Consider the following 17,864-nt stretch of genomic DNA (forward strand, 5'->3'; position numbering starts at 1 on the left):
GGCGGCGCGGTCGCGGCTTCGCCTATCTGTCGCCCGTCAGCCGCGGGTTCGTCACGGCGCCGTCGGCCGCGGAGGCGAAGTCGCGCGCGTACTTCGCGAGGATCCCGCCCTCGTACTGCGGCGCGGGCGCCTCCCACGCCTCGCGGCGCTCCGCGAACTCCTCGTCGGAGAGGTCGACCGAGAGGTCGCGCTCGGGGATGTCGACGGTGACGTGGTCGCCGTCCTCGATGAGGCCGATCGGGCCGCCGTCGGCCGCTTCCGGGGCGACGTGGCCGATCATCGGGCCGCGGGTGCCGCCGGAGAAGCGGCCGTCGGTGAGCAGCGCCACGTCGTCCTCGTGGCCCGCGCCGACGACGGCGGCGGTGACGCCGAGCATCTCGCGCATCCCCGGCCCGCCGGTCGGCCCCTCGTTCCGGATCACGATCACGTCGCCCGAGTCGACCGCGCCCGACTGGACGTACTCCATCGCGTCCTCCTCGTTCTCGAACACGCGGGCCGGCCCCTCGTGGTAGAACTCGTCGTCGCCGGTCACCTTCAGCACCGAGCCGTCGGGCGCGAGGTTGCCGTCGAGGATCTTGATGGCGCCCTCCTCCTCCTTCGGGTCGTCGACCGTGTAGAGGAAGTCGGCCTCGATCTCCGAGTCGTCCGGGAGCGCGCCGCGCGCCTCCAGCTCGTTGAGCTCCTCGGCGAGGGTGCGACCCGTGACGGTCATCGCGTCGCCGTGGAGCAGGTCGGCCTCCAGCAGGCGGCGGAGGACGACCGGGACGCCGCCGACCTCGTGGAGGTCGTTCATCACGCGGGTCCCGCCGGGCTGGAGGTCGGCGATCTTCGGCGTGCGCCGCGAGATCTCGTCGAAGTCCTCGATCGCCAGGTCGACGTCGGCCTCGGCGGCCAAGGCGAGCAGGTGGAGCACGCCGTTCGTCGAGCCCCCGATGGCGGTCTGGAGGGCGATCGCGTTCTCGAACGACTCCCGCGAGAGGATGTCGGAGGGACGGCGGTCGTTCTCGATGCAGTCCAGCACGAGCTCGCCCGCCCGTTCCGCGACCTCGTAGCGCTCTTTATCCTCGGCGGGCGCGGAGGCCGAGCCGAGCGGCGCCATCCCGAGCGCCTCGGAGATGGACGCCATCGTGTTGGCGGTGAACATCCCGCCGCACGAGCCCGCGCCGGGACAGGCGTGGCGCTCCAGCTCGTCGAGCTCCTCGCCGCTCATGTCGCCCTCGGCGTAGGCGCCGACGCCCTCGAACACCTGGACGATGGTGACGTCGCGCCCCTCGTGTTCGCCGGGCATGATCGAGCCGCCGTAGAGGAACACGCTCGGCAGGTCGGTGCGGATCGACGCCATCAGCATCCCGGGGAGGTTCTTGTCGCAGCCCGCGACGGTCACCAGCGCGTCCATGCGCTCGCCGAACGAGACGAGCTCGACCGAGTCGGCGATGACCTCGCGGGAGATCAGGCTCGCCTTCATCCCCTCGGTCCCCATCGAGATGGCGTCGGAGATGGTGATCGTCCCGAACTCGATCGGCATCCCGCCCGCCGCGTCGATCCCGTCTATCGCCGCGTCGGCGACGTCGTCGAGGTGGACGTTACACGGCGTGATGTCGGCGGCGGGGTTCGGCACGCCGACGATCGGCGACGAGAGGTCCTCGTCGTCGAACCCCATCGCCCGGAACATCGAGCGGTGCGGGGCGCGCTCGGCGCCCTCGGTCACGTCCCTGCTCCGCAGGTCCTCGTCCTTCTCGCCCGCGAACCGGTCCGCGTCGCCTCCGCGTCGACGGGGGGACTCCCCCTCGTCGGGTCTCGGCTGCTGTTCGCTCATACCTGACCCTGTCGCTCGGGGGTCTTAAACGACCGCAACGGGGCGAGGGTTGCTCGGTCGGGCGAACCGGTTCGGTCAGGAAGCGATGTAGCCGATCGACCGCGTCGCGACGTCTTCGATCCGTCTATCGACGAGGGAAGTCATGTGAAACTCCACCGCGGCGGCGTCGTTGAGAGTTACGAGCGACCACGGGAGGACGTGACTCCGCTTCCCGAGAGCGTCGCTCTCGTAGTCGCCGTCTCGAAGCTTGATCGACTCTTCGTGGAGATCAGAACGGTAATGAGCTGCACGCCGTGCTCGGGGAACCGAGGCGTTCCGAGAACGAGCATCGGTCGGCCCTTGTCCGAAAGCGGATCGTCTCCCCAGACGATGTCACCGTGTTTCAGCTCCTCGAAGGCCGTCACTGTATTTCCTCCATCTCTTCGGTCCGCAGTTCTTCGAGGTGTTCTTCACCGTACTCCTCATCTGCGGCCTCGTGGAGTTGGTGAAGTCGATACGCGGATCGGAGTCGATCCTCGTCGTCGGTGATCGCCCAGTACGGACTCTTGTGACGGACGAGGCCGCGGTCTTTCAGTCGCGAGAGGATCGCACTGACCGCGTCCGTGTCCAATCCGAGCCGTTCGGCGACCGTCGCCGCCTTCCACGCGCGGTCGTCGTTCTCGCTGAGGAACGAGACGATCCGTTCGGTGTCGGTCGGCGTCTCGAACCCGTCGCCGTCGGCGTCCTCGAACTCGTCGATATCGATCGTACCGCTCGACATAGAGGCATGTTGGCACTGTTGGCTAATAGCTGTTTGGTACATTTGCCTCGTAATTCGAGAGCTATTCTTGACTGCCGGACCGGAAGGGACTCACACTCGCGCCTTCAGCTCCACCCGATACCCGAACGGGTCCCTGACGTACACCGCCCCGGCCTCTCCGGTCGCGCCGAGCGGCGAGTCGAGCGTCTTCTCGACCTCGACGCCGGCCTCGGCCAGCTCGGCCTCGACCTCCTCGATCGGCTCCTCGACGACGACGGCGACGTGGTCGTAGTTCGTCGCCGTCGGCGGCTCGAACTCGTCGGTCGGCCAGCAGTGGATCACCCCGGTCGCCGACAGCCGCACGTCGAAGAACGGCTTCTCGCCGGCCGCGTACAGCGCGTCCTCGATCCCGAAGCCGAGCCGCTCGCCGTAGAACCCCCGCGCGTCGTCGGCGCCGTCCTCGGGGATCCTGAGGTTCACGTGGTCGATGTGGCGTGCCTGCATGTGACTCGGTTCGGCGCCGGAGCTCAAAAGTCGACGGGAATCCCCGGACGCGAGATCGGTCGTGTGACGTATACGGATGGAACTGAACCCGTCACACATGACCGACCTCGATCGATCCGCGCTCGTCGCCGCCGGTATCGGCCTCGTCGCGCTCGGCGGCGTCGGACTCCTCGCGCTCGTCGTCGGGTTTCCGGCCGCGAGCACGACCGGTGCCGGCGGGATGACGGGCAGCGGTGGGATGACGGGCGGCGGGATGATGGGCGGTGGCGGGATGATGGGCGGGTCGGGGCTCTTCCCGTTCGTCCTCTTCTCGCTCGCGTTCCTCGCGTTCGCGGCCGTCCTCGCGCTCGGCTACGTCGGAGTCCGAGCGATCGCGGGCGCGGGCGGAGACGACGGCGTCGACGAGGAGGCGGAACTCGATCCGATCGCCCGGCTCCAGCGACGGTACGCGGAGGGCGAACTCACCGAGGCCGAGCTCGAACGGGCGCTGGACCGCGAACTCGCCGACGAGACGGTCGACGAGGGGGGCGACCCCGCGGGCGCCGAACGCTCTGCTCCGGTGCGGGAACGGTAGCGGCGAGCGGTCGGCGCGGGCCCGGTCAGGCGAACGCGCGGAGGATCCCCGCGCCGTCCGTGCTCCGACCGAGGTCCGGGAGCGTGGCGCGCTCGGGGTGGGGCATGAGGACGGCGACCGTCTCGCGCTCCCCGAGGACGCCGGCGACGTTGTCGGTGGAGCCGTTCGGGTTGGCCGCGTCGGTGACGTTCCCGTCGGCGTCGCAGTAGCGGAACAGCACGCGGTCGTCGGCGACGAGGTCGGCGTGCGCGTCCTCGCCGATCTCGAAGCGCCCCTCGCCGTGCGCGATGGGGACCTCGATCACGTCGCCCTCGTCGTAGGCGGCGGTCCAGGGCGTGTCCGCGCGCTCGACGCGCAGGCGGACCGGCTCGCACTGGAACCGCGCGGAGGCGTTGGTGGTGAACGCGCCGGGCGTCAGCCCGGACTCGGCGCCGATCTGCGCGCCGTTGCAGACGCCGATCACGGGGACGCCCGCCTCGGCCGCGGCCCGGACCTCGGCCATGATCGGGGCGCGGGCGGCCATCGCCCCGGCGCGCAGGTAGTCGCCGTACGAGAAGCCGCCGGGGAGGACGATCCCCTCCGTGTCGTCCGGGAGCCCGTCCTCGTGCCAGACCCGCTCCGCGTCGACCCCGAGGTGGTCGAGCGCGCGGACCGCGTCGCGGTCGCAGTTCGAACCGCCGAACTGAACCACCGAGACCGTCATCGCTCGGCGACCGCGACGTCGTAGTCGTGGATGGTCGGATTCGCGAGGAGCCGCTCGGCCATCTCGTCGGCGCGGTCAGCGGCTTCGTCGGCGTCGGCGGCCTCCAGGTCCACCTCGAACCGGTCGGCCGACCGCAGGTCCGACAGCTCGAACCCGAGGCGTTCGAGCGCCCGCTGGGTCGTCTCGGCCTCGGGATCGAGGACGCCCCGCTTCAGCCGGACCGTCACCGTCGCGGTGTATGCCGTCATGGCCGGTACTGCGGAGTCGTGTGTAAAAACCGTTTTGGAACGGCCCTTCTATCCATATTCGTGGATACATATCGGTCGATCGTGCGAGACGCGGCTCGGTCCAGAACGAAAGGGGCAAACCCCTCCGCGATCTGATCCCGGCGTATGCAGCCGTTCGAACCCGCGGAGGTGATCGTCGCATGACCCGCGAACTGACCGAGATCACGGTCGTCGGAGGAGACAAGACCGGACTCATCGCGCGGGTCACCTCCCTGCTGTTCGAGCGGGGAATCAACATCGAGGACCTCGACCAGGCGGTCCGCGAGGGCGTCTTCCGGATGACGACCCGCGTGGACGCCTCCGAGATGGACACCTCGCGCGGCGAGCTCCGGCGCGCGCTCGCCGAGCTCGGCCGCGAGCTCGACGTCGACATCCAGGTCCGGTTCCCGAGCGACCGCGACGCCCGCCGGATCGCGCTCCTCGTCACGAAGGAGACGCACGCCCCCGAGGCGCTGCTGGAGGCCGAGGCCAACGGCGACCTCGCCGACGACGGCGAGGAGGCCGAGATCCCGGTCGTCATCGGCAACCGCGGCGACCTGCGGTCGCTCGCGGAGCGCTACGACAAGCCCTTCTACGACGTGGGCGACGGGAGCGGGAACACCGACGAGGAGCGCCTGCTCGACCTCCTGGCCGAGTACGACGTGGACCTGATCGCGCTGGCCCGCTACATGCGGATCCTCTCGCCGGAGGTCGTCTTCCGGTACGAGGGCCGGATCATCAACGTCCACCCCTCGCTGCTGCCGGCGTTCCCCGGCGCGGAGGCGTACCGGCAGGCGAAGGACGCCGGCGTCCGCATCGCGGGCGTCACCGCCCACTACGTGACGACCGACCTCGACCAGGGGCCCGTGATCGCCCAGCGCGCCTTCGACGTGCCCGCCGGCGCCGAGGTCTCGGAGATCAAGCGCCGCGGGCAGCCGCTGGAGGCCGACGTGCTGCTCGACGCCGTCCGGCTCCACCTCGCCGACGCGATCGCGATCCACCGCGGCACGGTCCACGTGCGCGAGGACGCCGACGTCGACGCCCAGCTCGGGCTCAGCGAGGCCGCGATCGACGCCAACCCCGACGAGCCGGTCGACGGCGAGCCGCTGTCTCGCTCCGGGACGCCGCCGGTCGAGAGCGACTGACCGGCGACGGCCGGAAGCGACCCGCCGTCCCGTTCGACCCCTTTTAAACCACCGGGCGCGTAGAACCGACAGTGTCGACGACCGGTCCCCTCTCGCGGTTCGCCGCCGACGCCCGCGCCGCCGTCGGGCGCGACGAGCGCCTGATCCTCCTGTTTCTCCTGTTGCTCTCCCTCGCGGCGCTCGCGGTCTTCCTCCACTACACGACGCTGATCCTCGACGGGCTTCCGGACGTGATCCCCTCCGCGGTTTCGCGGCCGTGAGGGGGCCGCAGTCGCGATCGCTCGCTCACGACCCGTCGCCGTCGTCGCTCTCCTCACCCTCCTCGATCGACTCCATGACGCGGGCGTGGAATTCCTGCAGCACCGCCGACTCGTCGTCGGCGAGCACCGTGTCGGAGTCGACGAGCGTCGCGAGCCCGAACGAGAGCGGCGTCGGCGAGTCGACGGCGTGGCGCACGACGTCGACGTCGCCGTCCGCGACCGCGCCGAGCACCTCCCGGATCCCCGCGACGTCGAGCCGGTCCTCCAGCAGCTCTCGGTACGTCTCCTCGGCGACGGCGAACTCGTCGAGCTCGTCCGCGAACGAGAGCAGCATCTCGGCCGACACCTGCTGTTCGGCCGCGGTCTTCTCGTACCCCTTGTACCGTTTCAAGATGAGCAGCGAGCGCGCCGCGTCGATCCGGAAGTAGCGCTGGTGGAGGTCCGTCCCCCGCACCGCCTCGCGGAGGTCCTCCCGGACCGTCTCGGGGTCGAGGCCGCGGAGGATCGCGGCGACGTCGACCTTGCGGTTCAGCGGGAGCGCGAGCGAGAAGCCGCGGTCCGCGACCGCGACGGCGACGTTCGCGTCCGTGCGGTCCGCGACCGCGGCGGCGACGAGCCGCGAGAGGCCGTCGTTGAACCGCCGGCCGTAGTTCGAGTGGACGTAGAACCGGCGCTTGTACTCGGCGCGGTCGAGCTCCTCCTCCACGACGAGCCGCGAGGGAGTGGGAACGCTCTCCTCGCCCGCGTACGCGACCTGCTCGTCGTAGGTCCGCGCGATCGCTCGGACCGCGTTCTCGTCGAGGGGGAACTCCCGGAGCCGCGCGCGGACCGCCGGCGGCCCGCCCGCTTCGAGCCGGTCGAGCAGCTCGCCCTGGAACGCCAGCACCTCCCGCGCGAGGTCGTACGACAGGGGCAGCCGCTCGGAGTACCACGAGGGGACGGTCGGGCGCTCGCTCGTCCGGTCGACGTACACCTTCGAGCCGCGGCGGTACCGGAAGGCGAACCGCTCGCCGCCGAGGGTGAAGACGTCGCCGGACTCCAGGGTGTCGAGGTAGCTCTCGTCGAGCGTCCCGACCGGCTCCCCGTCGCGCGTGAGCACCTGACAGCTGAACGAGTCCGGGATGGTGCCGACGTTCGTCATGTAGATGACCCGCGCCAGCCGGCCGCGCTTCCCGACGAGAAGCTCGCCGACCGGGTGCCCCTCGTGGTGGTGTTCCCCGCCCGGCGGGTCGTTCTCGTCGCGCCACACCTTCGGGTAGACGTTCCTGTCTTCGAGCCCATCGTAGTCCGCCGTGAGGTACCGCATGAGGCGCTCGTACTCGTCCTCGCCGAAGCCGCGGTACGGGTGCGCGCGCCGGAGCGTCTCCCGGACCTCGCGGTCGGGGCGGATCCGGTTTATCGCCATCCCGTAGACGTGCTGGGCGGCCACGTCGTAGGCGCCCTCGGGGAGGAAGACGCGGTCGACGAACCCGTCCTCGGCGCGGGCGAGCATCGCCGCGCACTCGACCAGCTCGTCGCGGTCGAGCGCGAACAATCGCCCCTCGACCGTCTCGCCGGGGCTGTGGCCCGCGCGGCCGACGCGCTGGAGCAGCGCCGCGACCGACTTCGGCGACCCGACCTGGACCACCAGGTCGAGGTGGGGCATGTCGATGCCGAGCTCTAGGCTCGTCGACGTGGTCACCACGTCCAGCTCGCCCGCCTTCAGCCCCTCCTCGATCCGGGTGCGCTGCCCCTCGCCGAGGCTCCCGTGGTGACAGCCCGAGTCCGACTCGTCGTAGCCGAAGCGCTCGCGGAGCTCCTGCAGGGTTCGCTCCGCGCCCGACCGGGAGTTCGTGAACACCAGCGTGTTCTCGTGGGACTCGATCAGCTCGCGGAGCGACTCGTAGAACCGGTCGGTGACGACCGACCTGGGGGTGTGGATCAGGTCGGCCGCCGGCGTCCGCAGTTCGAGGTCGAACTCCCGGACGAACCGCGCGTCCACCAGCTCGTACGGGCGCGGTTCGAGCCCGGACTCGTCGCCGACCTCGCCCGCGACGCGCTCGCGGCCGACGAGGAACTCGGCGACCTCGTCGAGCGGCTCGACCGTCGCCGAGCAGCCGATCCGAGTCGGCGAGCCGTCGGCCAGCTCCGTCAGCCGCTCCAGCGAGACGGCGAGGTGCGTGCCGCGCTTGTTCGCGGCCAGCGAGTGGATCTCGTCGACGATCACGTACTCGACCGTCCGGAGCTTCTCCTTGAACTTCGGGGAGTTGAGCAGGATCGCCAGCGTCTCCGGCGTGGTGTTGAGCACGTGCGGCGTCTCCTCCAGCATCGCCCGCCGGTCCGCCTCGCTCGTGTCGCCGTGCCGGATCGCCTGGCGGACGTCGGGGTCGGCGTCGTCGCCCGGTTCGCCGGCCTTCGACAGCTCCGCCGCGATCCCCTCGATCGGGGCCTCCAGGTTGCGCTTGATGTCGTTCGCGAGCGACTTCAGCGGCGAGACGTAGAGACAGTACACCGAGTTCTCCAGCCCTCCCGCCCGCTCGCGGGCGAAGAGGTCGTCGAGCACGGCGGTGAAGGAGGCGAGCGTCTTCCCGCTGCCGGTCGGCGCGGCGACGAGGCAGTTTCTCCCCTCGTCGACGTGGGGAATGGCCTCGCGCTGCGGCGGCGTGAAGAAGCCGCCGTTCTCGCCGACGTACGCGCCGAACTCCGAGACCCACCAGCGGCGGACCGGCGGCGAGAGGCGGTCCAGCACGTCGGCGTCCGGGAGCGGCACCGTCTCCGGATCGAACTCGACGGCGGGGGCGTCGCGTCCGGCGAGCGCCTCGCGGAGGAGCGCCCGCGCGGACGGGCGCTCCGCGCCGCGGTCCGTGAGTTCCGTCACTACCGCGTACGTGGGCGCGCGAAGGGATATCGGTTGCGTCGGTGGTCGCGCGCTCGCCCGCGTCGGCGACCGTACCGAACCGCCTCGTTTATCCGCGGTCCGTCCGTGGCGCCGCACGTATGAGTGGAACCTCGCCGGCGACGGAGCGGGAGATAGACCGCAACCTGTTCGTCACCGTCTCGGGGCCGCCGGGGTGCGGGGCGACGACGCTGGTCGAGGGGCTCGCGGAGGCGCTCGACTGCGGCTACGTCTCCGGGGGGGAGCTGTTCCGCGAGATCGCGGCCGAGCGCGACATGAGCCTCTCGCAGCTGATCGCGAAGACCGGCGAGTCGGAGGAGATCGACCGCGCGCTCGACCGGCGGCTCCGCCGGATCGCCGAGAAGTGGGGGACCGCCAACAAGGCGTTCGTCCTGGAGTCGCGCCTCGCCGGGTGGATCGCCGGGAACCGCGCCGACGTCCGGATCTGGCTCGACGCGCCGGACGAGGTGCGCGCCGACCGGACGCTCGACCGCGAGGAGATGACCTCGGAGATGCAGGTCCGCGAGGTGATAGAGGAGAAGCGCTACAAGTCGTACTACGGGATCGACCTCTCCGACCGGTCGATCTACGACCTCGCGATCAACACGGGGCGGTGGGACGTCGAGACGACGCTCGACGTCGCGCTCACCGCCATCGAGGGGTACGACGTCGAGGCCGACGAGGGCGCGTTCGACACGCCCGACTTCGAGATTTAGGGAGTAGCCTTTCTGGCCGCGACCCCGCGCCTACAGCGTGATCACGTGGTCGACGCCGACCTCGCCGAGCGCCGCGTAGAGGTCGGGGAAGCAGCCGACGGTCGCCCCCTCCACGGTGTTCGTCGGCTCGTAGCGGTCCCGGCCGTGCTCGTCGGTGCGGTCGAACTCGGCGAGCCCCCGGCGGGTGGCGCACTGGTCGCACAGCATGAGGAGGATGTCCCGCTCGGCCGCCACGTCGGCGAGCCGCTGGCCCAGGGGATCACCCTCGCGGAGCGCGTACGTGTTGTCGTGGAAAAAGAACATCCCGACCACGTCGGCGCCGTGGGCCCCCGCCTCCAGCTGCGGGAGGATCATGTCCCCGAGCACGTAGTCGATGGTCTGTCCGGCCGTCGCGAAGACGTACGCGACCTTCATACCGCGGGGACGACGGGACGGGACATCGCTCCGCGGGCATCGGCAGGATTCCCCGCCGTCTGTGACGAGTGGCGCACCGGTGGGGGTCGAGCGTCGCCCGCGGCGGGAGCGGGTCCGCAGCGGGAGCGAGCCCGCGGCGAGAGCGAGTCCGCGGTCAAACGACGACGGAGCCGAAGGGGTACGCCCCAGTCTCCGCGGTCCAGACCGGCCCCGCCTCGACGTCGACGAGCGAGACCCGGTCGTCGTCGTAGTGCGAGACGACCAGCCGGTCGCCGACGCGGGTGGCGACGAGGCCCGGCGCCGGCGTCTCGACGACGGCACCCAACAGCGACCGGAGCCCGGGCGCGGCGGCGTCGAGCACCCACCACTCCCCGCCGATCCGGAACAGGTCGACGGGGCGGTCGAACCCCTCGTGGACCGCGACGACCCCGAGGTCGCGGTCGAACTCGTGGACGACGCCGTCATCGCGACCGGGCACGAAGACCCGGTCGGCCGTGACGACGAGGTCGTACGGGTCCGCGCCGACCGCGGCCTCCCCGAGGACCGGCTCGTCGGTCGGGGCGCCCGCGCCGTCGCGCCGGACGAGACCCCCGTCCGTATCGAACGCGACGATCCGAGCGCCCGCCTGGTCGACGGCGTAGCCGCGGTCGCCGTCGGGGCCGACCGCGACGCCCTGCACCCGGGCGTCGGGCCCGACGCCGACGGCGCCGAGCCGCTCGCGGGCGACGGGGTCCACGACGTCGACGACGCCCTCCCGCCGGCTGCCGGCGTAGAGCCGACCGCCGTCCGGGGCGACGGCGACCTCGTGTGGCTCGGCGCCGACCCCGATCCGGGTGACGAGCGTCCGTGACTCGGGGTCGACGACGGCGAGCGCGTCGCCGGCGGTACAGGAGACGAACAGCTCGCCGTTCGCGGTCGCGAAATGCGTGGGGCCGAGCACGCCGGTCTCGACCCGCGAGACGGCGCCGTCCGGGTCGACCGCGGTGACCGCCCGCTCGCCCATCGTCGCGACGAAGGTCCGCCCCGCGGCGGTCGTCGCGTGGACCGGGTGGCTGCCGACCGGGACCTCGCCCAGCGGCTCGCCGTCGGCGAGCGCGAACAGCGCGAGGACGTCGTCGCCCTCGCAGGGGACCGCGACGACGCGGTCGGGCGGGCGGTCGGAGTCGCCCGCGTCGCCGCGGTCGGCCGCCCCGTCGCCCGTCATCCCGTACAGGAGAAGTCGCCGCTGCTGTCGTCGCCGCCGACGCTCCCCTCCGTCTCGATCACGACGCTCGTCGCGGTCTCGACGGGGTAGCGGCCGCGGTCGCCCTCGACGTTCGCCCACTCGCCGAAGCCGCCGTCGTACACGCGCACGTCCTCGAAGCCGATCGCCCGGAGCGTCAGCCACGTCGACGTGGGGTCGACGTTGTCGTCGCCGTAGACGACGACGGTGCCGGACCGGTCCAGCTCGGCCCGGTTCTCGTACAGCCCCACGAGCTCGCCCGGGTCGGTCATCCGCCGGCCGGAGACGTTGCCGACCCAGTGGACGCCGATCGCGCCCGGGAGGTGCCCGTGGCGGTCGTTGTCGGGGTTCAGGGCGTCGGCGGCGGGCGCGCCGAGGTACGCCTCCGGGGCGCGAACGTCGACGAGGCCGGGGCCCTCGCCGTTGAACGTCCCGAGGCGATCGGCGAGCCAGTCGCGGGTGACCCACGCCGACTCCGCGGGGTCGGGATCGTACTCGGTCGGCGTGACCCGGTCTCGGGAACCGGTCCCGAGCCGACCGTTCCAGCCCGAGAGGCCGCCGTTGAGGGCGCGGATCGAGCCGCCGTGGCCCAGCGCCGCGAGCGCGAACGCGGTCCGGGTCACCCGGGACCCGACGCTCGCGCCGTAGACGAGGACGTCGTCGTCGGGCGACACGCCGACCTCGCCGAACGCGGCCGCGATCGCCTCGACGTCCGGAACCAGGCCGGCGCCGCTCGACTCCCGGCCCGTGATCGCGTCGAACGGGACGCGCCTGGCGCCGTAGATCCGCTCCTCGCGGAAGCGCTCGGCGTTCCGCGCGTCGAGGACGACGACGTCCCCGCGGTTGTCGGCGAGCCAGCTCGGCCCGACGAAGTGGGCGACGTTCCCGCTCACCTCGTACCGCGCGGCGACGTCGGCCGGGGTCGAGACGCCGAGGCAGCCGGCCGTGCTCGCCGCGCCGGCGACCGTCGCGCCCGCCGCGGCCCGGAGGAGCCCGCGACGGGTCGACGCCGGGTCCGGCTCCCGCTCGTCGCGGGCGTCGTCGGCGCTCCCGTCGTCGGGGTCGTCGTCGACGTCCCCGTCGTCGGACGCGCTATCGGGGGTCATCCGCAGTAGCAGTGGTCGTCCATGCACCACGAGGCCTCCATCTCGCCGAACGTGATCCCGAGCGAGGCGAGCGACGCCTGCACCCGCGACACCGCGTCCTCCTCCGGGCGAACGGTGCCGGCGACCGCGCCGGTGGGCGCCTCGCCGGCCTCGACCGTCGCGACGACCTCGCGGCTCGCGTGGTCGATCACGGCGACCTGGTTCGCGTCCTGCACGGGGACGTACAGCTTCTCGCGGTTCGGCCCCCAGGCGCCGGCGATGCTGCTGCCGCCGACGTCGAGGGTGGTCGCGTACTCGTTCGCCTCCAGGTCGATCACGCCGACGCCCTCGCCGGGGATGAAGAGGTACGCGGCCGTGTTGTCGGGGGCGACCTCGCTCGTGATCGGCGCGCCCGGGAGCCCGTCGTCGCGGGTGACCTTCGCGATCTCCTCCGGGCTCTCCGGATCGGAGATGTCCCAGACGCTCTCGGAGCCCTCGCGGGGCACCTCGGGGTCGCCGCCGAGCGTCCCCTCGCCGTTCTCGACGAGGAGGAGCTCCCCGTCGAAGGAGGCGGTGCACATGAACGGGAGGACGTTGCCCTCGGTGACCGGCTCGCCGGCGTCGACCCGGGTCACCGTCTCGAAGGGGTCGACGCTCAGCACGCGGATCGCCTCGTCGGCGACGTCGACGACGAAGGCGTAGTCGCCGTCCGGGCCGAGCGTCATGTCGCAGGGACCGACGTAGCCGGTCTCGATCTCGGCGGTCACCTCGCCGAAGGCGTCGCTGTCGCGGTCCGCGTCGACGCGGAAGATGGCGTGGTTCTCGTCGCCCTCGGGCGCCATCCCGGTCGTCCCGCCCGAGGCGATCAGGAGGTGCTCGCCGTCGGGCGTCACGTTCGGGTAGTTCGGGCCGTACCCCGTCTCGACGAAGGCGAGCTCCTCCAGCGTGCGCTGGTCGAACGCCCGGACGCCGCCCGAGACGTTCAGCCAGAGCACGTCGTGCTCGTCGTCGATGCCCGTGGCGTACTGGTTGGCCGGGAAGGAGGCGGTCGTGCCGAGGAACGCGGTCGTGAGCAGCTCGTCGCTCTCCGTGTCGATGACGCTCAGCGTCCGGTCCCCGTTGTTGAAGACGAACATCGTCGGCGCGGGCTCGTCGCCGCCCCCGCCGTCGCTTCCCCCCGAGCAGCCGGCCAGCGCCGTCGTCGCGCCGACGGCCCCCGAGGCCTGCAGGAGGCGCCGCCGGTCGATCCCGTCGGCGAAGGGGTTCCGCCGGTCGTCGTTGGCCAGCTCGCTCCCCTTCGCGGGGCGCGGTCCCGCGCCGCCCGACGCGCCGGGGCCCCCGTCGGCCGAGGCGCTCGACGCCGCGTCGTTCGCTCCGCAGCCGCAGTCGTCGCTCATACGCCCACGACGCGGCTCGCGCGTAAAGGGCTCTCGGACGCGCGCTTCGTTGCCCCGTGTGTCACATAGGAGCAAGTGTTGCTCGTTCCTCCGACCGGTGCGCACCGTTACCGTCTTCAGCGACGTTTTAGGTGCGGGCGCACTCCGCTCCGGTAATGATGCTCTCGCCCGTCGCTTACGTCGGGATCTCGGTCGCGGTCGGGCTCTCGTTCGGCGTGCTGTTACAGAAGGCGCGGTTCTGCTTCGTCAGCGCGTTCCGCGACTTCGTCGCGTTCAAGGACACCCGCGTGTTGAAGGGACTGCTCGCCGGCATCGCGGTGATGACCGTCTTCTGGAGCGTCCAGGCTACGTTCGGCTACTTCCGCGGTTTCTGGACGCCCGCGTGGGGGCTCGGCTCGCTGTTCGGCGGCTTCGTCTTCGGGCTCGGGATGACGCTCGCCGGCGGCTGCGCCTCGGGCACCCTCTACCGCGCCGGGCAGGGGTACCTCCAGTTCTGGCTCGTCCTCCTGTTCATGTTCGTCGGCTACGTCCTCTTCGCGTTCGCGTTCCCGGTCGCGGAGACGTACTACTTCCAGACCCTGAACCCGTTCGAGGGGCAGACGCTGTACCTCTCGCTCCCGTTCTCGCCGGCGATCACGGGCGCGCTGGCGGTCGCGGTCGGCACCCTCGCGTACGCGTTCGTGAAGGGGAGAAGCGCCCTCCCGGACGACCCCTCCGGCGGGACCGGCGTGGGGGCCGACACCCGCGCGCAGGCCGCGCTCGGCGCCTCCCGGACGCTCTCGGCGGTCTCGGTCGGACTGCGCGGCATCGCCGACGGGACCGTCGCGTACGCCCGGGGGCTCCGCGACGACGACCGGCCCCTCGCGGTCCGGCTCCGCGACTCGTGGGACGCGCGGACCGCGGGCGTGGCGATGGCGCTCGTCGCGAGCCTCTGGTTCTACGTGCACGGCCACTGGGCGATCACCGGGAGCGAGGCGCGCTGGGCCGGCTACCTGCTCGCGGGCGCCGGGTTCGACGTCGCGAGCGTCGAGTACTGGGGGTCGATCCTGTTCCGCGACGGCGACGTCTCGCTGACGATCGACATGATCATGATCGCGTCGCTGATCGTCGGCTCCTTCCTCGCCGCGTACGCCTCCGGCGACTTCCGGGTCCGGAAGCCGAAGCTGAACCGGGTGCCCAACTACGCCGTCGGCGGGCTCCTGATGGGCGTCGGCTCGCGGCTCGCGGCCGGCTGCAACATCGCGAACCTCTTCTCGGGGGTCGCGCTGCTGTCGATTCACTCATTCCTGGCCGGCGCGGGGATCATCCTCGGCGTCTACGTGATGACCCACTACATGTACCGCGAGGTCGGCTGCGCGATCTAAGAGGAATTCTCGACCGGATTCGAAGCCGCTGATCGGGACGACTACGGGCCGATCTGTAAGGACGTGGTATCTCTTGAAGCCGTATGCACGCTCCTCTGAGAAACCACCGCGGAGAACATCTCCAAAGCCCCAGCCGGCTCCGGTCGAGGGGCTCGCTGCGGTCCTCAATCACTCGCTGCGCTCGTTCTCTGCGGTCCTGGCGTCGCCCGTCTTCCCGGAGCCGGCTGCCCCTTTGAGTCCCTCCCCCGCACAGCCCCGCAACCGCAGCCTCACGCCTCCCCAGCCTCGTCGGTGGTCCTCCGCGTTGCTCCGGACCACCGACTCCCTCGCACGCGCTGACTCGCGGCCGCCGGGGGCGGCCGCTCGCAGGCGCGCGCCGCCGCACCGGCATAGTCAGTACCGAATCGGCGCCGACGACTCTCGGCCGTGAAGCCTCTCAAAGACGAGAATACCAGCAAAAACTTCGACCGCCGGCTCAGGCGTCAGCCGCCGCGCCGGTCTCCAGCTCGAAGTCCCACTCCTCGTAGCCGCCGGACATGCTGGCGACGAGCACGCCGTCCTCGACGCCCTCGTAGCTCTGGATCAGCATCGCGGCCTGCTTCGACGACTGGCCGACCGGACAGGCGCAGACCACGTCGGTGTCGTCCCAGTCGATGTCGGGGACGCGGGAGGGGAGGTCCCCCAGCGGCACGTTGATCGCGCCGGGGATGTGCCCCTGCTCGTACTGTTCGGGCGGTCGCGTGTCGATGACGCGGACGTCGCCCTGCTGGACGCGCTCGTTGACTTCCTCGGGGGTGAGTTCCTCGACCATGATCATTCCTTCCGCATGAAGATGCGGTAGCGGCCGTCGCCGGACTTCCACACCTTGGCGGTCGCGTCGTCGCCGACCGCCTTCGGGACGTTCTCCGTGCTCGGGACGTGGTCCGTCTTCTGGACCAGCACGTCGCCGGGCGAGAGCCCCGCGATGGCCTTCTTCGCCTCGACCTGGGGGTACGGGCAGACCTCGCCGGTCATGTCCTGTACCTCGGTCGCGTCCGCCAGGAGCGACTCGGCGGTCTCGTCGTCGAGCTCGTCGGGCATCTCGACGACGTCGTCCCACGATGGTTGACTCATACGGACCGGTACGCGTCTCGCCCGGTAACCCCTTTCGTGTGCGGCAGGCTTCTCCCGTATCTCGGACGGGCGATCGCGGCGCACGACCGCGATAGCCGTCGAGACGACCGTTTCCGTCGGACTCTTATCGGGGAGCGACCTACGGAACCCATGAGCGAGTACGTCGTCGACGAGTCGACGATCTTCGAGACGCCCCTCGTGGAGCTCGACCTCGACATCGAGGCCGACGCGGACGTGTACGCGAAGGCGGAGTGGTTCAACCTCTACGACGCCCCGCACGGCGGCGGGTCGATCAAGTCCCGGATCGCGAAGGGGATGCTGGACGGCGCCGAGGAGCGCGGCGACCTGGAGCCCGGCGTCACCGTGATCGAGCCGACCTCCGGCAACACCGGCAGCGAGGTGGCCCGGCTCGCGGCCGCCCGCGGCTACGACGTCGAGATCGTCATGCCGGACAACGCCGCCGGCGGGAAGGTCGAGGCGGTCCGGGACGCGGGCGCGGAGATCCACTTCGTCGACGCCAACCTCGGCTACGACGCCGTCATCGAACGCTGCGAGGCGATCATCGCGGCCGACCCCGAGGCGTACTTCCGCCCGAACCAGTACGAGAACCCCGACAACCCCGGCACCCACGAGCGGACGACCGCCCGCGAGATCTACGAGGCGACCGACGGCGACGTGACCCACTTCGTCGCCGGCGTCGGCACGGGCGGGACGATCACGGGGACCGGCCGCGGCCTGACCGACCTGAGCGACGGCGCCGTCGAGGTCGTCGGCTTCGAGCCGGACGAGCAGCTCCACGCCATCGACGGTCTCAAATTCCTCAAGACGGGCGACCACTACCACCCCGAGACGTACGACGAGTCGGTCCTCGACCGGACGGAGTACGTCACCACCTCGGACGCCTACGACCGGGCGCGGGCCCTCCGGGAGCGCTACCTCGACGACTCGGTCCCCGTCGCCGACCCCGGCCAGCACGACGAGGCGACGGTCCGCGAGCACCTCCGCGTCGGCGACCAGTTCGTCGTGGGCACGTCTGCGGGCGCGGGCGCCGCGGTAGTGGCGAACCTCGACGCGGCCGGCGACCTCGCGGACGACGACGTGGTCGTGTTCATGCTGTGCGACCGCGGCGACAAGTACGCGGACATCCCGCTCTGGGAGGACTATTTATAAACGGGCCGTCTTCGCGAGGAAAGAAACTGAACCGTTACCGTCCGCCGGAGGCGGCCGGGATGACGCGGACCTGCGCGTCGGCCGGGACCTCGGCGTCGACGCCGTCGACGGGCGTCCCCTCGACGTAGACGTTGATGAACTCCTTGATCTCGCCGTCTTCGAGCACGCTGTCCCGGAGCTCCGGGCCGTGCTCGTCGGCGTGGTTGTCGAACAGTTCGCGGACGGTGGCGCCCTTGACCTCGACCTCCGAGGTCGCGGACCCGCCGACGAGGACGGCCGGCAGCTTGATCGTTGCCATACGTCACGTTCGCGTCCCAGTCCAAAAAGGGACGCGTCGACGGCAACCGCGGCCACGGCCTAACACGACCGGCGTCCCGCCACGGTCCGCTCGCGCCGGTTCCGACCGACGGTCCCGCGTCGGCGACGGGGCGGGGGTTGGCGACGGGAAGCGGGTCGGCGTCGTCGGAACCGTCGCCGGTGTCGTCCCCGGCCGTCCCCGAA

19 protein-coding genes and 1 pseudogene are annotated in these 17,864 nt (G+C 71.3%); 6 read left to right on the plus strand and 14 right to left on the minus strand.

Annotation, left to right across the window (positions count from 1 at the left end; translation table 11 throughout):
• Positions 1 to 22: 22 nt before the first annotated feature.
• From ilvD to ACFQMF_RS07610, 4 genes and pseudogenes are all read right to left on the minus strand, one after another.
• Positions 23 to 1,816, minus strand: coding sequence for a dihydroxy-acid dehydratase (gene ilvD / locus ACFQMF_RS07595; RefSeq protein WP_256409530.1), 1,794 nt, complete (start codon positions 1,814 to 1,816; stop codon positions 23 to 25).
• A 75-nt stretch (positions 1,817 to 1,891) separates the two neighbouring features.
• Positions 1,892 to 2,220 (minus strand): annotated as a pseudogene (locus tag ACFQMF_RS07600) (PemK-like protein).
• Positions 2,217 to 2,576, minus strand: coding sequence for a MarR family transcriptional regulator (locus tag ACFQMF_RS07605; RefSeq protein ID WP_256409532.1), 360 nt, complete (start codon positions 2,574 to 2,576; stop codon positions 2,217 to 2,219). The pseudogene ACFQMF_RS07600 and the gene ACFQMF_RS07605 overlap by 4 nt, the downstream one beginning before the upstream one ends.
• A 90-nt stretch (positions 2,577 to 2,666) precedes the next feature.
• The gene (locus ACFQMF_RS07610; RefSeq protein WP_256409533.1) at positions 2,667 to 3,059 is read right to left on the minus strand and encodes a VOC family protein; all 393 of its coding nucleotides are present in this window, start codon (positions 3,057 to 3,059) and stop codon (positions 2,667 to 2,669) included.
• Positions 3,060 to 3,135: 76 nt separating this feature from the next.
• On the opposite strand from ACFQMF_RS07610, the gene ACFQMF_RS07615 reads away from it, so the two are divergent.
• Positions 3,136 to 3,633, plus strand: coding sequence for an SHOCT domain-containing protein (locus ACFQMF_RS07615; protein WP_256409534.1), 498 nt, complete (start codon positions 3,136 to 3,138; stop codon positions 3,631 to 3,633).
• Positions 3,634 to 3,658: 25 nt separating this feature from the next.
• On the opposite strand, the gene purQ is transcribed toward ACFQMF_RS07615, so the two are convergent.
• Together purQ and purS are read right to left on the minus strand one after the other, a co-directional pair.
• Entirely contained in the window at positions 3,659 to 4,336 is a 678-nt protein-coding gene (gene purQ, locus ACFQMF_RS07620) for a phosphoribosylformylglycinamidine synthase I (RefSeq protein ID WP_256409535.1), read from the minus strand.
• Positions 4,333 to 4,584: a phosphoribosylformylglycinamidine synthase subunit PurS gene (purS, locus tag ACFQMF_RS07625; RefSeq protein WP_256409536.1), complete on the minus strand. Its 252-nt coding sequence runs from the start codon at positions 4,582 to 4,584 to the stop codon at positions 4,333 to 4,335. Before purS ends, purQ begins: the two co-directional genes overlap by 4 nt.
• Positions 4,585 to 4,763: 179 nt before the next feature.
• On the opposite strand from purS, the gene ACFQMF_RS07630 reads away from it, so the two are divergent.
• Complete coding sequence (locus ACFQMF_RS07630) at positions 4,764 to 5,747, plus strand: formyltetrahydrofolate deformylase (protein WP_256409537.1); 984 nt, start codon at positions 4,764 to 4,766, stop codon at positions 5,745 to 5,747.
• A 71-nt stretch (positions 5,748 to 5,818) separates the two neighbouring features.
• Positions 5,819 to 6,007: a hypothetical protein gene (locus ACFQMF_RS07635; RefSeq protein WP_256409538.1), complete on the plus strand. Its 189-nt coding sequence runs from the start codon at positions 5,819 to 5,821 to the stop codon at positions 6,005 to 6,007.
• A 25-nt stretch (positions 6,008 to 6,032) separates the two neighbouring features.
• Here ACFQMF_RS07635 and ACFQMF_RS07640 read toward each other — a convergent pair whose 3' ends face one another.
• Complete coding sequence (locus ACFQMF_RS07640) at positions 6,033 to 8,864, minus strand: ATP-dependent helicase (protein WP_256409539.1); 2,832 nt, start codon at positions 8,862 to 8,864, stop codon at positions 6,033 to 6,035.
• A gap of 119 nt (positions 8,865 to 8,983) precedes the next feature.
• On the opposite strand from ACFQMF_RS07640, the gene cmk reads away from it, so the two are divergent.
• Positions 8,984 to 9,598, plus strand: a complete 615-nt coding sequence (gene cmk, locus ACFQMF_RS07645) for a (d)CMP kinase (protein ID WP_256409540.1) — start codon at positions 8,984 to 8,986, stop codon at positions 9,596 to 9,598.
• Between the two features lie 30 nt (positions 9,599 to 9,628).
• Here the strand turns inward: cmk and ACFQMF_RS07650 are convergent, their stop codons facing one another.
• The 4 genes from ACFQMF_RS07650 to ACFQMF_RS07665 form a co-directional block, all read right to left on the minus strand.
• The gene (locus ACFQMF_RS07650; protein WP_256409541.1) at positions 9,629 to 10,012 is read right to left on the minus strand and encodes a SaoD/DsrE family protein; all 384 of its coding nucleotides are present in this window, start codon (positions 10,010 to 10,012) and stop codon (positions 9,629 to 9,631) included.
• 154 nt (positions 10,013 to 10,166) lie between these two features.
• On the minus strand, positions 10,167 to 11,216 hold the full coding sequence (locus tag ACFQMF_RS07655; RefSeq protein ID WP_256409542.1) for a YncE family protein: 1,050 nt from the start codon (positions 11,214 to 11,216) through the stop codon (positions 10,167 to 10,169).
• Complete coding sequence (locus tag ACFQMF_RS07660) at positions 11,213 to 12,367, minus strand: sulfurtransferase (RefSeq protein ID WP_379791794.1); 1,155 nt, start codon at positions 12,365 to 12,367, stop codon at positions 11,213 to 11,215. The genes ACFQMF_RS07655 and ACFQMF_RS07660 overlap by 4 nt, the downstream gene beginning before the upstream one ends.
• A complete protein-coding gene (locus tag ACFQMF_RS07665) occupies positions 12,337 to 13,716 on the minus strand; it encodes a beta-propeller fold lactonase family protein (RefSeq protein ID WP_256409544.1) in 1,380 nt (459 codons plus the stop codon). The genes ACFQMF_RS07660 and ACFQMF_RS07665 overlap by 31 nt, the downstream gene beginning before the upstream one ends.
• Positions 13,717 to 13,871: 155 nt before the next feature.
• Between ACFQMF_RS07665 and ACFQMF_RS07670 the strand changes: the two genes are divergently transcribed.
• Entirely contained in the window at positions 13,872 to 15,080 is a 1,209-nt protein-coding gene (locus ACFQMF_RS07670; RefSeq protein ID WP_256409545.1) for a YeeE/YedE family protein, read from the plus strand.
• Between the two features lie 475 nt (positions 15,081 to 15,555).
• Here ACFQMF_RS07670 and ACFQMF_RS07675 read toward each other — a convergent pair whose 3' ends face one another.
• Both ACFQMF_RS07675 and ACFQMF_RS07680 read right to left on the minus strand, forming a co-directional pair.
• Entirely contained in the window at positions 15,556 to 15,891 is a 336-nt protein-coding gene (locus ACFQMF_RS07675) for a rhodanese-like domain-containing protein (RefSeq protein ID WP_256409546.1), read from the minus strand.
• A 2-nt stretch (positions 15,892 to 15,893) separates the two neighbouring features.
• Positions 15,894 to 16,193, minus strand: a complete 300-nt coding sequence (locus tag ACFQMF_RS07680) for a sulfurtransferase TusA family protein (protein ID WP_092565923.1) — start codon at positions 16,191 to 16,193, stop codon at positions 15,894 to 15,896.
• Positions 16,194 to 16,343: 150 nt separating this feature from the next.
• On the opposite strand from ACFQMF_RS07680, the gene ACFQMF_RS07685 reads away from it, so the two are divergent.
• Positions 16,344 to 17,363, plus strand: a complete 1,020-nt coding sequence (locus ACFQMF_RS07685) for a PLP-dependent cysteine synthase family protein (RefSeq protein WP_256409547.1) — start codon at positions 16,344 to 16,346, stop codon at positions 17,361 to 17,363.
• A gap of 34 nt (positions 17,364 to 17,397) precedes the next feature.
• Here the strand turns inward: ACFQMF_RS07685 and ACFQMF_RS07690 are convergent, their stop codons facing one another.
• On the minus strand, positions 17,398 to 17,661 hold the full coding sequence (locus ACFQMF_RS07690) for a MoaD/ThiS family protein (RefSeq protein ID WP_256409548.1): 264 nt from the start codon (positions 17,659 to 17,661) through the stop codon (positions 17,398 to 17,400).
• Positions 17,662 to 17,864: the final 203 nt, after the last annotated feature.

Source organism: Halorubrum rutilum (assembly GCF_042665015.1).
Taxonomy (GTDB): domain Archaea; phylum Halobacteriota; class Halobacteria; order Halobacteriales; family Haloferacaceae; genus Halorubrum; species Halorubrum rutilum.

Coding starts and splice junctions, on each gene's coding strand:
- ACFQMF_RS07670 (WP_256409545.1), top strand. CDS start 13,872: ATGATGCTCTCGCCCGTCGCTTACGTCGGGATCTCGGTCGCGGTCGGG.
- ACFQMF_RS07650 (WP_256409541.1), bottom strand. CDS start 10,012: ATGAAGGTCGCGTACGTCTTCGCGACGGCCGGACAGACCATCGACTAC.
- ACFQMF_RS07605 (WP_256409532.1), bottom strand. CDS start 2,576: ATGTCGAGCGGTACGATCGATATCGACGAGTTCGAGGACGCCGACGGC.
- purQ (WP_256409535.1), bottom strand. CDS start 4,336: ATGACGGTCTCGGTGGTTCAGTTCGGCGGTTCGAACTGCGACCGCGAC.
- ACFQMF_RS07615 (WP_256409534.1), top strand. CDS start 3,136: ATGGAACTGAACCCGTCACACATGACCGACCTCGATCGATCCGCGCTC.
- ilvD (WP_256409530.1), bottom strand. CDS start 1,816: ATGAGCGAACAGCAGCCGAGACCCGACGAGGGGGAGTCCCCCCGTCGA.
- ACFQMF_RS07685 (WP_256409547.1), top strand. CDS start 16,344: ATGAGCGAGTACGTCGTCGACGAGTCGACGATCTTCGAGACGCCCCTC.
- purS (WP_256409536.1), bottom strand. CDS start 4,584: ATGACGGCATACACCGCGACGGTGACGGTCCGGCTGAAGCGGGGCGTC.
- cmk (WP_256409540.1), top strand. CDS start 8,984: ATGAGTGGAACCTCGCCGGCGACGGAGCGGGAGATAGACCGCAACCTG.
- ACFQMF_RS07690 (WP_256409548.1), bottom strand. CDS start 17,661: ATGGCAACGATCAAGCTGCCGGCCGTCCTCGTCGGCGGGTCCGCGACC.
- ACFQMF_RS07610 (WP_256409533.1), bottom strand. CDS start 3,059: ATGCAGGCACGCCACATCGACCACGTGAACCTCAGGATCCCCGAGGAC.
- ACFQMF_RS07630 (WP_256409537.1), top strand. CDS start 4,764: ATGACCCGCGAACTGACCGAGATCACGGTCGTCGGAGGAGACAAGACC.
- ACFQMF_RS07675 (WP_256409546.1), bottom strand. CDS start 15,891: ATGGTCGAGGAACTCACCCCCGAGGAAGTCAACGAGCGCGTCCAGCAG.
- ACFQMF_RS07680 (WP_092565923.1), bottom strand. CDS start 16,193: ATGAGTCAACCATCGTGGGACGACGTCGTCGAGATGCCCGACGAGCTC.
- ACFQMF_RS07655 (WP_256409542.1), bottom strand. CDS start 11,216: ATGACGGGCGACGGGGCGGCCGACCGCGGCGACGCGGGCGACTCCGAC.
- ACFQMF_RS07665 (WP_256409544.1), bottom strand. CDS start 13,716: ATGAGCGACGACTGCGGCTGCGGAGCGAACGACGCGGCGTCGAGCGCC.